General features: G+C 72.0%; 15 protein-coding genes. 3 read left to right on the forward strand and 12 right to left on the reverse strand.

Annotated elements, in window-relative coordinates; translation table 11 throughout:
* The first annotated feature begins 8 nt into the window (after window positions 1-8).
* Window positions 9-881, forward strand: coding sequence for a 1,4-dihydroxy-2-naphthoate polyprenyltransferase (locus tag V5P93_RS34820; protein WP_104477894.1), 873 nt, complete (start codon window positions 9-11; stop codon window positions 879-881).
* On the opposite strand, the gene V5P93_RS34825 is transcribed toward V5P93_RS34820, so the two are convergent.
* From V5P93_RS34825 to V5P93_RS34835, 3 genes are all read right to left on the reverse strand, one after another.
* Window positions 874-1,965, reverse strand: a complete 1,092-nt coding sequence (locus tag V5P93_RS34825) for a PLP-dependent cysteine synthase family protein (protein WP_104477893.1) — start codon at window positions 1,963-1,965, stop codon at window positions 874-876. The two genes, V5P93_RS34820 and V5P93_RS34825, sit on opposite strands and share 8 nt — an antisense overlap.
* A 93-nt stretch (window positions 1,966-2,058) precedes the next feature.
* The gene (locus tag V5P93_RS34830) at window positions 2,059-2,364 is read right to left on the reverse strand and encodes a DUF4229 domain-containing protein (protein ID WP_245931139.1); all 306 of its coding nucleotides are present in this window, start codon (window positions 2,362-2,364) and stop codon (window positions 2,059-2,061) included.
* Between the two features lie 9 nt (window positions 2,365-2,373).
* Window positions 2,374-2,832 carry an Lrp/AsnC family transcriptional regulator gene (locus V5P93_RS34835; protein WP_104477892.1) on the reverse strand — a complete coding sequence of 153 codons (459 nt, stop codon included), beginning with the start codon at window positions 2,830-2,832 and terminating at the stop codon, window positions 2,374-2,376.
* 147 nt (window positions 2,833-2,979) lie between these two features.
* Between V5P93_RS34835 and V5P93_RS34840 the strand changes: the two genes are divergently transcribed.
* Window positions 2,980-3,189: a BldC family transcriptional regulator gene (locus V5P93_RS34840; RefSeq protein ID WP_104477891.1), complete on the forward strand. Its 210-nt coding sequence runs from the start codon at window positions 2,980-2,982 to the stop codon at window positions 3,187-3,189.
* 140 nt (window positions 3,190-3,329) lie between these two features.
* Entirely contained in the window at window positions 3,330-3,521 is a 192-nt protein-coding gene (locus V5P93_RS34845) for a hypothetical protein (protein ID WP_104477890.1), read from the forward strand.
* Between the two features lie 189 nt (window positions 3,522-3,710).
* On the opposite strand, the gene V5P93_RS34850 is transcribed toward V5P93_RS34845, so the two are convergent.
* From V5P93_RS34850 to V5P93_RS34890, 9 genes are all read right to left on the reverse strand, one after another.
* Window positions 3,711-5,345 carry an AAA family ATPase gene (locus V5P93_RS34850; protein WP_104477889.1) on the reverse strand — a complete coding sequence of 545 codons (1,635 nt, stop codon included), beginning with the start codon at window positions 5,343-5,345 and terminating at the stop codon, window positions 3,711-3,713.
* A 114-nt stretch (window positions 5,346-5,459) separates the two neighbouring features.
* Window positions 5,460-6,431, reverse strand: a complete 972-nt coding sequence (ccsB, locus tag V5P93_RS34855; protein WP_104477888.1) for a c-type cytochrome biogenesis protein CcsB — start codon at window positions 6,429-6,431, stop codon at window positions 5,460-5,462.
* Window positions 6,431-7,996 carry a cytochrome c biogenesis protein ResB gene (locus V5P93_RS34860; protein WP_104477887.1) on the reverse strand — a complete coding sequence of 522 codons (1,566 nt, stop codon included), beginning with the start codon at window positions 7,994-7,996 and terminating at the stop codon, window positions 6,431-6,433. The genes ccsB and V5P93_RS34860 overlap by 1 nt, the downstream gene beginning before the upstream one ends.
* Entirely contained in the window at window positions 7,993-8,763 is a 771-nt protein-coding gene (locus tag V5P93_RS34865; RefSeq protein ID WP_104477886.1) for a cytochrome c biogenesis CcdA family protein, read from the reverse strand. The genes V5P93_RS34860 and V5P93_RS34865 overlap by 4 nt, the downstream gene beginning before the upstream one ends.
* 105 nt (window positions 8,764-8,868) lie before the next feature.
* Window positions 8,869-9,444 carry a TlpA disulfide reductase family protein gene (locus V5P93_RS34870; protein ID WP_104477885.1) on the reverse strand — a complete coding sequence of 192 codons (576 nt, stop codon included), beginning with the start codon at window positions 9,442-9,444 and terminating at the stop codon, window positions 8,869-8,871.
* Complete coding sequence (locus V5P93_RS34875) at window positions 9,441-10,070, reverse strand: histidine phosphatase family protein (RefSeq protein WP_104477884.1); 630 nt, start codon at window positions 10,068-10,070, stop codon at window positions 9,441-9,443. Before V5P93_RS34875 ends, V5P93_RS34870 begins: the two co-directional genes overlap by 4 nt.
* Window positions 10,067-11,401, reverse strand: coding sequence for a glutamate-1-semialdehyde 2,1-aminomutase (hemL, locus tag V5P93_RS34880; protein WP_245931138.1), 1,335 nt, complete (start codon window positions 11,399-11,401; stop codon window positions 10,067-10,069). The genes V5P93_RS34875 and hemL overlap by 4 nt, the downstream gene beginning before the upstream one ends.
* A gap of 36 nt (window positions 11,402-11,437) precedes the next feature.
* Window positions 11,438-11,764: a hypothetical protein gene (locus tag V5P93_RS34885; protein WP_146107948.1), complete on the reverse strand. Its 327-nt coding sequence runs from the start codon at window positions 11,762-11,764 to the stop codon at window positions 11,438-11,440.
* 13 nt (window positions 11,765-11,777) lie between these two features.
* Complete coding sequence (locus V5P93_RS34890; protein WP_104477881.1) at window positions 11,778-12,188, reverse strand: hypothetical protein; 411 nt, start codon at window positions 12,186-12,188, stop codon at window positions 11,778-11,780.
* Window positions 12,189-12,234 lie beyond the last annotated feature (46 nt).

Here is a 12,234-nt window from a genome sequence, read left to right on the forward strand (position 1 = left end):
ATGGTGCGATGGCGACAGTCGCGGAGTGGGTCCAAGGCGCGCGGGTGCGAACCCTGCCGAACTCGGTGGCACCGGTCCTGGTCGGCGCGGGCGCGGCGGGCGCGGTCGGCGCGTTCTCCTGGGGCCGCACCCTGCTGGCCCTGCTGGTGGCGCTGGCGTTCCAGGTCGGGGTGAACTACGCCAACGACTACTCCGACGGCATCCGCGGCACCGACGCCGACCGGGTCGGGCCGCTGCGCCTGGTCGGGTCCGGCGCGGCGCCCGCGAGCGCGGTGAAGGCGGCGGCGTTCGCCTGCTTCGGCCTCGGCTCGCTGGCCGGGCTCGCGCTGGTGGCCGTGGCGGGCACCTGGTGGATGATCTCCATCGGGGTGGTCTGCGTGCTCGGCGCCTGGTTCTACACCGGCGGCAAGCACCCGTACGGCTACTCCGGCCTCGGCGAGATCGCGGTGTTCCTGTTCTTCGGCTTGGTCGCGGTGCTGGGCACGCAGTTCGTGCAGGCGGGCCGGGTGACCTGGCTGGGCCTGGCGGGCGCGGTCGCCATGGGTTCGTTCTCCGCGGCGATCCTGGTCGCCAACAACCTGCGCGACGCCCCGACCGACCGCGTGGCGGGCAAGCACACGCTGGCCGTGCGGTTGGGCGAGACGCGCACCCGGGTGCTCTACGAGGTGCTGGTCGCCGTCCCGTTCGCGGTCAGCGCGGCGGCGGCGTTCGTCACGCCGTGGGCGCTGGTCGGCTTGGTCGCGGCGGCGCTGGTGGTCCCGGCGGTGCGCAAGGTCGGCGGCGGTCAGACCGGTCTCGGCCTGATCCCGGTGCTGAAGGAGACCGGGCTCGCCATGCTGGCCTGGGGTGTGGTGACCGGCGTGGCGCTGGGCTTCAGCTGACCCAGGCGCCGGTCTCGAGGAACTCGTCGAGCACGCGGTCGTGGGGCGCCAGATCCATGCCCTGGGCCGCGATCCACGCGTCGTCGTAGTAGGTGTGCGAGTAGCGCTCGCCGCCGTCGCACAGCAGCGTGACAACGCTGCCGGACTCCCCGGCCGCGCGCAGTTCGGCGACGAGTTGGAAGGCGCCCCACAGGTTCGTGCCGGTCGACCCGCCGACGCGCCGCCCCAGCACCCGCTCGACCCGCCGGATCACCGCGATGGACGCCGCGTCCGGCACCTTCACCATCCGGTCGATGACCTGCCCGAGGAACGACGGCTCCACCCGGGGCCGCCCGATGCCCTCGATCCGCGAGCCCCGGCAGCCGGTCAGCCCGGGCTCGGTGTCGCGCCAGGCGTCGAAGAACACCGAGTTCTCCGGGTCGACTACGGCCAGGTGGGTGTCGAGCTTGCGGTAGCGGATGTAGCGGCCGATGGTGGCGCTGGTCCCGCCGGTCCCCGCGCCGACGACGACCCACGCGGGCTCCGGGTGCGGTTCCCTGGCCATCTGCTCGAAGATCGACTCGGCGATGTTGTTGTTGCCGCGCCAGTCGGTGGCCCGCTCGGCGTTGGTGAACTGGTCGAGGAAGTGCCCGCCGAGTTCGTCGGCCAACCGGCGGGACTCGCTGTAGATGCCGCCGGGTTCGTCGACGAAGTGGCACCGGCCGCCCTGGCGCTCGATGAGGTGGATCTTCTCCGGGCTGGTCGTGCGCGGCATCACCGCGATGAACGGCAGGCCCAGCAGCCGGGCGAAATAGGCCTCGGAGACGGCCGTCGACCCCGATGAGGCCTCGATCACCGGCGTGCCCTCGACGATCCACCCGTTGCACAGCGCGTAGAGGAACAGCGACCGCGCCAGGCGGTGCTTGAGCGATCCCGTGGGGTGCGTGGACTCGTCCTTGAGGTACAGGTGGACGTTCCAGTGCGCGGGGAGCGGGAACGGCAGCAGGTGGGTGTCCGCGCTGCGGTTCGCGTCCGCCTCGATGATGCGCACCGCCTCGCAGACCCAGGCGCGAGTCTTGGCACAGCCGCGATCCAGGGCGCTCATGTACCAACATTCTGGTCTACCTGCGGTTTTGCGGCAAGCCAACCGCCGGTCGCGCGCACGGCCGAGCCAGGTGGAACACGCCTGGACGGACCGCTAGCCCTCGCCGCGCAGCTCCGCGCGGAGCCGGGCGCGTTCGGCGTTGCGGGCGGCGTGCTTCACGGCCAACCCGGCCGTGATCCGGGTGTTCAGGCCGCGGAACAGCAGCAGCCCGAGGGGGAACCCGACGACCAGACCGATCGCGACGGACACCAGCAGGGGGATGTCGAACAGCACCAGCACCGTCGTGACCGCGGCCGCCAGGACCAGCCGGAGAACGGTGTAGAGGGCCAAGTCCCGCCCCAGGGTGCCGGGCGCGGAGTCGCGCTCGCGCGCCTGCTCCACCGGGGTGTCCTCGTCCACGGGTCGAGGCTACCCCTCGAGTTCCTCCGCCGTGTTGGGCCTGCCCTCGAAGCGGGTGGACAGGACGACCGTCGAACGCGTCCGCGCCACCCCCTTGATCCGGCGTAGCCTGCCTAGTGCCCGTTCCAGTTCGTCCACCGTGGCGACCCGGACCTTGACGATGAACGCCTCATCACCGGCCACCCGGTAGCAGGACTCGACCTCCGGCAGGTCCCCCAGCGCGTCGGCGACTTCCTCGTCGTCGGCGGTGTCCGTGGGGTGGATGCTGACCAGGGCGGTCACCCCGAGTCCGACGGCCCGGGGGTCCACCTGGGCGTGGTAGCCGGTGATGACGCCGGACGACTCCAGCTTGCCGACGCGCTCGTGCACGGCGGAGGCGGAGAGCCCGACCTGTCGGCCGAGGTCGGCGTAGGTGACCCGGCCGTTGGTGCGCAGCGCGGCGATGATGCGGCGATCGACGGTGTCCACGGGGCGCAAGCGTACGGCGTGCGCGGGCCGTGTCCGAACCGGCCGATTTGTCCCTTACTACCTCTTTACTATCACCCAACCGTTCGAGTACCCGATGGGCGGAGTGCCACGATGCTCCTGGTTTCACCTGTTGATGAGGAGGCGGCGATGACCGTTGCGCACGTGGGAGAGCGGTTGCTGACCCCGGGTGAGGTAGCGGCCCTGTTCCGGGTCGACCCCAAGACCGTGACCCGGTGGGCCACCGCGGGGCGGATCGGGTCGATCAGGACGCCGGGGGGCCACCGCCGGTTCCGCGAGTCCGAGGTCAAGACCTTGCTGGCCGAGCTGACCACCGAGGCTACCGAGCAGAACGCCTGATCAGCGTTAGCTCCGACACCCGGCCGGTGGCCACCGGTCCGGGTTTCGGTGCGTGATCGTTGCGGGTAGCGCGGCCCCACGAACCCGACAAACGGGCTAACCTCGAAACCCCAGTCCGGGTTCGGGAAAGGTGGTCCGGCATGTTGTACCTGCTCGCCGCGGTCGGCGCGATCACGGTCGGCGTACTGCTGTGGCGGGCGTTCGGCGTGCAGGCCGCGAGCGTGTCCTCGCGCCAGGGCGGCACCATCGCCCCCGATGACGACCCGGAGTTCTTGCGCCGCCTCGACGAGCACCGCAAGCGCGGCGACGCGGGCGACGACCCCAAGAGCTGACCAGCGCGGCGCGATCCCGCCACGGCGCCCGTCGGCCGGGCACGATCCAGCTGGATCCGATCCAGCTGGATCCGATCCAGCGCCGCGAACCGGTCCACCGGAGTCGGCAGGATCACACTCGGCGACCGGGCGGACCAAGCGCCGAGGTGCGGTGGATCCTTTACCTTTCCCCCGCTTTCACCAGAACCGCTATCGCGGACGCGGTCCGCTGGGGAAGTCGTCCGCGACTGTGGCGGCCATCTCCAGCAGGGCCAGTCGGGTCTCCGGGCCGAGCCGCTCCAGCTCGATCTCCGCGCCCTCTTCCAGGTGCGGGTCGAACGGGATCCGGCAGACCGCGCGGCAGCGGGCACCGAAGTGCTGCGTGAGCTTGTCCAGGTCGACCGAACCCGACTTGGGCCGCACCGAGTTGATGACCGCGACCGAGCGGGCCACCAGGTTGCGGTAGCCGTGCGCGTCGAGCCAGTCCAGCGTCGCCGAGGCGCTGCGGGCGCCGTCGACCGAGCCCGAGGACACGATCACCAGCGAGTCGGCGAGGTCGAGCACGCCCTTCATCGCCGAGTGCATGAGTCCGGTGCCGCAGTCGGTCAGCACGATGTTGTAGAAGTGCTCCAGCAGCGCCACCGTGCGCCGGTAGTCGTCCTCGCTGAACGCCTCCGACACCGCCGGGTCCTGCTCGCTGGCCAGCACCTCCAGCCGGGACGGGCCCTGCGAGGTGTAGGCGCGGATGTCGCTGTAGCGGCGGATGCGGCCCGCGTCGCGCAGCAGGTGCCGCACGGTGGCCGTGGTCTCCAGCGGGATCTTCTGGCTCAGCGTGCCGCGGTCGGGGTTGGCGTCCACCGCGATCACCCGGTCGCCGCGCAGCGACGAGAAGGTCGAGCCGAGCGTGGTGGTGGTCGTGGTCTTGCCGACACCGCCCTTGAGGCTCAGCATCGCGATCTTGTAGCAGCCGCGCAGCGGCTGGTTGACCCGGGCGATCAGCTCGCGCCTGCGGATCTCCGCCGGGCTCTCGCCGACGTTGATCAGGTGGCCGGAGGCGACGTAGACCGCCTTGCGCCAGCCCGACTGCGGCGTCCGCTTGGTCTGCTTGAGCAGCCGCGCCGAGGACAGCTCCTCGCCGTGCTGGCCCTGCCGGGGCTGGCTGGCGTAGGGCCGCTGCGGTTCCGGGAACCCCGGCTGGCCGACCGGGTGCGGGCCGGAGATGCCCGGGTTCGGGCCGTACGGGTTGAGCGGCGGCGCCTGGTTCGCCCCGAACGGCGCGGGCTGGAACGGCTGCTGCGGCGGCTGGGGCCCCGGGAACGGGCCGCCCTGGCCCGGTCGCGCCGCGTGCGGACCGGGGGCGCCGGGGTGCGGGCCCGAGTGGCCCGGGTGACCGGGTCCGACCGGGTGCGGACCGGAGTGCGCGGGTGCGGCGTGCGGACCGGACTGGGCCGGGTTGACCCGCTGCGGGCCGGACGGCGGTCGCTGGTGGATGTCCGCGCGGCTGACCACGCTGGTCTTGTCGGGGTTGTCCGCGCTGTCTGCGCTGTCCGCGGCGGGCGCGGAAGGGGCGGGCGGCGCGGTCGACTCGGTCGTCGGCTCCTCGCCGGACCCGGTGTCCTTCGGCGCCTGCTGCTCGGGCACCCGCATGACGTCCGCGCCGTTGGCCACGGCGGGTAGTCGGTCGGCGGAGTGCTGACCCGGTTCGGGGTCGGCCAGGTGTGCCGCGGCGCGCTCGGGATCCGGCCCGAAGTCGCCGTGTTGCTCGCCCTGGAATTCGCCGTGCGCGGTCTCCGTCACCGCAGGCGGCTGCCAGACCACCTCGGACTCGTCATGGCGTCCAGTCACGCGTGTGACCCCTCCTGCGAACTCAACCCGGGCAGTTGCGACGTTAGTCGCTCACCGCGCCACCCACCGAAGGGGGTGACGCGGTGTGCGCGAGCAACAACGGGGAGCGGGCTCCTACTTGGCGTACGAGTGCAGGCCCGCGATGACGAGGTTGATGAAGAACAGGTTGAAGACCACCATGCCGAAGGCCACCGAGTTGATCACGGCGGCGCGCGTGCCGCGCCAGCCCGCGGTGGCCCGGGAGTGCAGGTAACCGGCGTAGACGACCCAGGCCACGAAGGCCACGGTCTCCTTCGGGTCCCAGCCCCAGAACCGGCCCCAGGCGGCCTCGGCCCAGATCGCGCCGCAGATGATGCCGAAGGTGTAGATCGGGAAGGCGAAGATCGTGGTGCGGTAGGCGAGCCGGTCGAGCGCGTCGGCGACCGGCAGGCGCGGGCCGAGGCGGGCGAACTTGGCCGGGTTCGCGTCGTGCTTCACCCGGACGAGGTACAGCACGCTGACCACGCCGGGCACCAGGAACAGGCCGCTGGACAGGATGGCTGCGGCCACGTGGATGACCAGCCAGTACGACTGGAGTGCGGGCTGCACGGGGGCGGCGGCGGTGTAGAGCGCGGTGCCGCCGAGGAACATCAGGATGACGACCGGGGTGAGCACGAACGCGCCGAGCCTGCGCACGTCGAACTTGCGCACCAGCACCAGCCAGGTGACGACCGCGACGAACATGGTGGCCGCGCCGTACTCGTACATGTTGCCCCAGGGCGCGCGCCCGGTGGCCACACCGCGCAGCACGATCGAGGTCAGGTGCAGCAGCGCGCCGAGCACGGTCAGCGCGACGGCCATCCGGCCCGCGCGGTCGGCCCTGCCCCGGCCCGGCTGCTCCTCGAGGCGTCCGATCTTCGGGGTGTCCGCCACCTCGGCGGGCGCGCCCGCGCCGACGAGCACCTTGGCCTCGGCCTGCTCGGACCTCTTGGCCTTGCGGGTGAACGCCTGCTCGGTCGTGTACAGGACCATGGCGAAGACGTAGACGAGCGCGGCGGCGCCGTAGAGCCAGTCGCCGTAGTTGGCCAGCGTCTCGTTGACCGGCATCAGCTATCCCTCCGGGGATCCAGCAGCAGTGCTGCGAGCCTGTTGAACTCCTCGCCGTAACCCGCCTGGTCGGTGCGAGCGAGACCGCCGACGCGGACAACCGTACGACCATCCCCCGCCGGTGTCGCACGCACCCACACGCGACGCCGCTTGATGGTCAGCGAGACGCCGAGGCCGAGGACCATCAGCACCGCGCTGACCAGCACCCAGAGCTGGGTGGGGTCGTGCGAGACCTGCAACGACACCCACTGCTGGACGCCGTCGAAGGTGACCTTCGTGCCGTCGTCGAGGGTGATGGCGCCGCCGGGTTTCAGGTTCTCCCTGGCCACCCGGGTGAGCCTGCCGCTGTCCACCAGGGACTGGTCGATCTCGAAGATGGACTGGCCGCGGCCGGAGTCGATGCCCAGGTCGCCGCGCATCACGTCGACGGCGACCGCGGGGTCGGTCAGCTGCGGGTGGCTGGAGGTGAGGACCTTGTCCTCGATGAGCGCGGTGGGCGCGAACAGCCCGGTGACCGCGATCTGCCGCTTGCGCCGCTCCTCGGAGTCGGTGACGCCGGGCGGGTCGAACTTGGTGGCCCCCTCGGAGAGCAGGGTCAGCGCGTCGACCGTGCGCCACTGGATGGTCTGGGTGCGCCGCTGCCCGTCGGGGAAGGTGACGGTGAAGGTGGGCGCGTAGCCGTGGCCGAGCAGGTAGACCCGGTCACCGACGATCCGCAGCGGGTCGTTGACCTGGAGGCGGTAGGGCTGCCAGTGGTCGTCGTCGAGGTCGGTGCCCGCCTGGTAGTCGACCTGGGCGGTGAACTGCTCGGCTTGGCCGTTGGGCAGGTAGCTGGCGTCGAAGCCGTTGACCCGCACGCAGAAAGGCGCCAGGTCGGTGCCGTCGACCCGCAGCCCCGGCTTGAACGAGTCGTAGCCGAGGGTGCCGGAGTTGCAGAACTCGGACCCGTCCGCGACGACGATGACCTGGCCCTCGTAGTTGAGCATCTTGCCGACCGCGAGTGCCACGATCAGCCCGAGCATGGCGAAGTGGAAGACGAGGTTCCCGGCCTCGCGCAGGTACCCGCGCTCGGCGCTGACGGTGCGGACACCGTCCTCCTCCTCGCGTTCGAGGACCCGCCACCCCTTGAGGTGCCGCCGAGCGCCCGCCACGACCTCGTCGGGGGTCGCGTCGGACTCGGCCTCGCCGCTGTGCGGGAGGCGGGTGAGGTTGCGCGGGGTGAGCACGGGCTGGGCCTTGATGGCCTTGGCGTACTCGACGGTGCGCGGCAGCAGGCAGCCGACGAGGGAGATGAACAGCAGCAGGTAGATCGCCGAGAACCAGACGCTGGCGTAGACGTCGAAGAACTGGAGGCGGTCGAGGAACCGGCCCCACCAGCCGTGCGAGTCGATGTAGTCCAGCGCGCGGGGCAGGTTGAGCGACCGCTGCGGCAGGAGGGCACCGGGCATGGCGGCGAGGGCGAGCAGGAACAGCAGGATCAGCGCTGTCCGCATCGAGGTGAGCCCGCGCCAGGTGTTGCGGGCGAACGCGAGGAAGCGCCTCGGCCGCGTGGTCGTCTCGCTCATAGCGCGGGGGTGAAGTCGGAGACGAAGGCGTTGCGCAGCCAGGACACGAGGTCACCCCACACTCCGGTCACCAGCAGGATGCCGACGACCAACAACAGGCCCCCACCGAAGAGCTGAACGGCCCGCCCGTGCGTCCGCAGCCAGGTGGTCGCGCGGACCGCCCAACCCGCGCCGATGGCGAGCAGGAGGAACGGGATGCCCAGGCCGAGGCAGTAGACGACCACCAGCAGGTACCCGCGCGCCGCCGTCCCCCCGGTGGAGGCGGCGATGGTGAGCACCCCGGAGAGGGTGGGCCCGATGCACGGCGTCCACCCCAGGGCGAAAACCCCCCCGAGCACCGGAGCTCCCGCCAACCCGAAGCGCGGGGTCTTGTGGATGCGGAGGTCCTTCTGCATGCCGGGGACCAACCCGATGAAGACCAGCGCCATGGCGATGGTGAGCACACCCCCGATGCGCTGCAGGAGGTCCTCGTTGATCAGCAGGGCGTCGGCCAGCCACACCAGGCTGCCGATGGTCGCCGCGAAGACGACGGTGAAGCCGAGGATGAACAACCCGACCGCACCGAGGACCCGGTAGCGCCCCCGCTTGCGCGCCTCTTCGTCACTGACCGCGGGCGCCTCGGCCCCGACCAGCGCGGCCAGGTAGGCGAGGTACCCGGGCACCAAAGGGACGACGCAGGGCGAGGCGAACGAGACGAGCCCGGCCAACAACGACACCCCGGCCGCCACCAGCAGCGGCCCGGAAATAGCCAGCTGCGTCGGGTCCACCCGATCAGGGTAGGGACCGCTCGCTGAGACCCGTTGCGGGGTAGGTCCCCAGCATCGCCTGAGTCACACCGGACACTTCCCCGAACGCACGTTCCCGGCGCGGCGTCACTCGGCGGTGAGGCGGTCCAGTACCGGTTTGAGGTCGTCGGCCAAGAGGTCGCGCAGGAAGACAGCGGCGACGCGGCCTTCCTTGTCCATCACGAACGTCGCGGGCACCACCGATCGCGGGTAGCCCTTCAGGGCCAGCAGCGAGCGGCCCGGTGGGTCGAAGATCGACGGGTACGTCAGTTTCCGGTCCCGCACGAAGTCCTGCGGTACGTCACGCTGGTTGTCCCGGAAGTTGATGCCCAGCACCTGAACACCCCTGGACCCGTACCCGTCCTGGATCTTCTGCAGCTCCGGCGCCTCGAGCCTGCAGGGGCCGCACCACTGGCCCCACACGTTCAGCACCACGACCTTGCCCCGGTAGTCCGATAGGGACAGTTTCCGGTTCTCGTCCATCAGGTCCGGGCCGGACAGTTCCGGCAGCGGCTTGCGGTCGGCGACCGCGTACGTGATGTCCGTCTGCCCGCCGGGCGACACGAAGACGAACTCCGTGCCGCTGGCCACCGCCCCCTTGCTGGAGGAGCAGCCCGACACCGCGACCGCCACGACGGCCACGGCGACGAGGAGCCGCTTCATGCGCCGGTGTTCTTCGGGTCGCTGGTGCCCGCGGGTTCCGCGTAGCGCAACCCCACGAGCCGCTCGTCTTCGAAGATGAGGCTGGTGAGGGAGGCGAGGGAGCACTGGCGGTTCTTGGGGTTGTGCCACAGGCGCTTGCCCTCCAGGTAGCGGCGCAGCGTCCACACCGGCAGCTGGTGCGACACGCACACCGCCTCGTGGCCGACCGCCACCTCGCGGGCGCGGTGGGCGGCGCCCAGCATCCGGTGGGCGATCTCCAGGTACGGCTCACCCCACGACGGCGTGAACGGGTCGCGCAGGTGCGGCCAGTTGCGCGGCGACCGCAGCGCCCCGTCGCCCACCGACACCTTCTGCCCCTCGAACACGTTCGCCGACTCGATCAGCCGGTCGTCGGTGGCCAGTTCCAGCCGGTGCGACCCGGCGATCGGGGTGGCCGTCTCCTGGGCCCGCTGCAGGGGCGACGCCACCACGTGCACGATGTCGCGGTCGCTCAGGTACTCGGCCACGGTCAGCGCCTGGCGCTTGCCCGTCTCCGACAGGTGGAACCCGGGCAGCCTGCCGTAGAGGATCCCCGTCGGGTTGTGCACCTCGCCGTGGCGCAGCAGGTGGACGATCGTCGTGCTCACGCCTTCTCCTCCGCGGCCGCCGCGGCGGCGGCCGCCGCGGCGGCGGCCGCCGCGGGCAGGGCCGCCTCGATCTGCTCGAACGCCGAGTCGTCCAGGGCCGCGCTGACGAACCACGCCTCGAACGCGCTCGGCGGGGCGTAGACGCCCTGGTCGAGCAGCGCGTGGAAGAACGGCGGGAACCGCCAGGTCTGGGCGGCTTTGGCGCCCGCGTAGTCGACCACCGGGTCCTCGGTGAAGAACACGCTGACCAGGTTCCCCGCGAACTGCACGCGGTGCGCGACCCCCGCCTTCGACAGCGCGGACGTCAGCAGCGCGCCGAGCCGGGTGGCGTTGTCGTCCAGCGCCCGGTAGACGTCCGCGTCGGCGGCCCGCAGCGTCGCCAGGCCCGCCGCGACGGCGACCGGGTTACCCGAGAGGGTGCCCGCCTGGTAGACCGGCCCGGCCGGGGCCAGGTGCCCCATGACGTCCTCGCGACCGCCGAACGCGGCCGCGGGCAACCCGCCGGACATGACCTTGCCGAAGGTGTACAGGTCGCCCTCGACGCCCTCCAGGCCGTACCAACCACCCGCGGAGACGCGGAAGCCGGTCATCACCTCGTCCATGATCAGCAGGGCGCCGTGCGCCTCGGTGATCTCCCGCAGCCCCTGGTTGAACCCCTCGACGGGGGCGACCGCGCCCATGTTGCCCGCCGCCGCCTCGGTGATCACCGCGGCGATCGTGTCGCCGTGCTCGGCGAAGGCCGCGCGCACCGCGTCGAGGTCGTTGTACGGCAGCACCAGCGTGTCCTCGGCCTGCGCCCCGGTCACCCCCGGGGTCGTCGGCAGGCCCAGCGTCGCGACGCCGGAGCCCGCCTCGGCGAGCAGCGCGTCGACGTGGCCGTGGTAGCAGCCCGCGAACTTCACCACCCGCTTGCGCCCGGTGAACCCGCGGGCCAGCCGGATGGCGCTCATCGTCGCCTCGGTGCCGGAGTTGACCAGCCGCACCCGGCGCACCGGCGCGACCCGGCGGATGATCTCCTCGGCCAGGTCGACCTCGCCCGCGGTCGGGGTGCCGAACGACAGCCCGTTGACCGCCGCCGCGCGCACCGCCTCCACCACGGCCGGGTGGGCGTGGCCCAGGACCATCGGCCCCCACGACGACACCAGGTCGACGTAGCGGTTGTCGTCGGCGTCCCACAGGTAGGCGCCGAGCCCGTTGACCATGAACCGCGGCGTGCCGCCGACCGCGTTGAAGGCCCGGACCGGCGAGTTGACCCCGCCCGGGATGACGGACTTCGCGCGGTCGAACAGGGCGGCCGAGCCGCGCACGTGTGCCTGCACCTCAGGTGTCACCCACCCAGTCTCGCAAACCCGGGAGAGTGCCCGCGCTCACGCCCGGCGGCGGCGGGTGCGCACGGCCAGCGCGAGCTGCCGTCCGGCGTCGAGCAGCAGCAGGAGCGCGAGCGTCCCGGCGAGCACCGCGCCGCCGATCCAGTTGCCCGCGTAGTGCCGGAAGTCCAGGTCGGGGCGTTCGGCGATCTTGCTCAGCTCGGGCGTGCCGCGGCCGTAGAGCCACAGCGCCAGCCACACCAGCGCGGCGGCGACCACCAGCTCCACCGCCGCGATCACCGCGCGGCGGGGCTGGTTGAGCGCGCTCTCGCGCGCGGGCCAGCCGAGGCCGGGTGGGGTGGGCTCGGAGGTATCCGCAAGCGTCACGCCGGTCAGCTTCTCATGCCCCGGCATCGGGCAGCGCGGCGAAGTAGGTGCGCGCGTCGAGCCGCGACAGCAGCGTCACCACCAGCACCCAGACGGCGATGAGCAGCCCCCCGAGGTACGGGGCGGCAGACGCGGTGAGCCCGTTGGCCGCCGCGGGTGCGCAGAGGGCACCGACCAGCGCCGTGGCGATGAGCCCCCACCGCGCCCACCCCCGACCCGCGTGCAGCGGCCAGGCCAGCAGCAGCGCGCCGACGGCCGAGATCCCGGTGCCGCAGCCGAAGTACCAGCTCGGCTGGCGGTCGGCCAAGAGCAGCAGCACGGCCGCCAGGACGGCGCCGAGCAGCGCGGCACCTAACGCGCCGGTCACCGCGAAGGGCCTGGTCGATCCGGCCGGGTTCTCGGCGGTGGGGCTCGGCTCGGTCACGGGAGGTATGTAGCCCGGGCGCGGTCAGTTGTTACGAGGTGAGCGC

Origin of the sequence: Actinokineospora auranticolor (assembly GCF_041897805.1) — a bacterium.
GTDB classification, from domain to species: Bacteria; Actinomycetota; Actinomycetes; order Mycobacteriales; family Pseudonocardiaceae; genus Actinokineospora; species Actinokineospora auranticolor.

What these genes read in the sequence shown, in the direction of transcription:
- V5P93_RS34820 (WP_104477894.1), top strand. Translation starts at nt 9, where the DNA reads ATGGCGACAGTCGCGGAGTGGGTCCAAGGCGCGCGGGTGCGAACCCTG.
- V5P93_RS34825 (WP_104477893.1), bottom strand. Translation starts at nt 1,965, where the DNA reads ATGAGCGCCCTGGATCGCGGCTGTGCCAAGACTCGCGCCTGGGTCTGC.
- V5P93_RS34840 (WP_104477891.1), top strand. Translation starts at nt 2,980, where the DNA reads ATGACCGTTGCGCACGTGGGAGAGCGGTTGCTGACCCCGGGTGAGGTA.
- V5P93_RS34845 (WP_104477890.1), top strand. Translation starts at nt 3,330, where the DNA reads ATGTTGTACCTGCTCGCCGCGGTCGGCGCGATCACGGTCGGCGTACTG.
- ccsB (WP_104477888.1), bottom strand. Translation starts at nt 6,431, where the DNA reads ATGCCGGTCAACGAGACGCTGGCCAACTACGGCGACTGGCTCTACGGC.
- V5P93_RS34860 (WP_104477887.1), bottom strand. Translation starts at nt 7,996, where the DNA reads ATGAGCGAGACGACCACGCGGCCGAGGCGCTTCCTCGCGTTCGCCCGC.
- V5P93_RS34870 (WP_104477885.1), bottom strand. Translation starts at nt 9,444, where the DNA reads ATGAAGCGGCTCCTCGTCGCCGTGGCCGTCGTGGCGGTCGCGGTGTCG.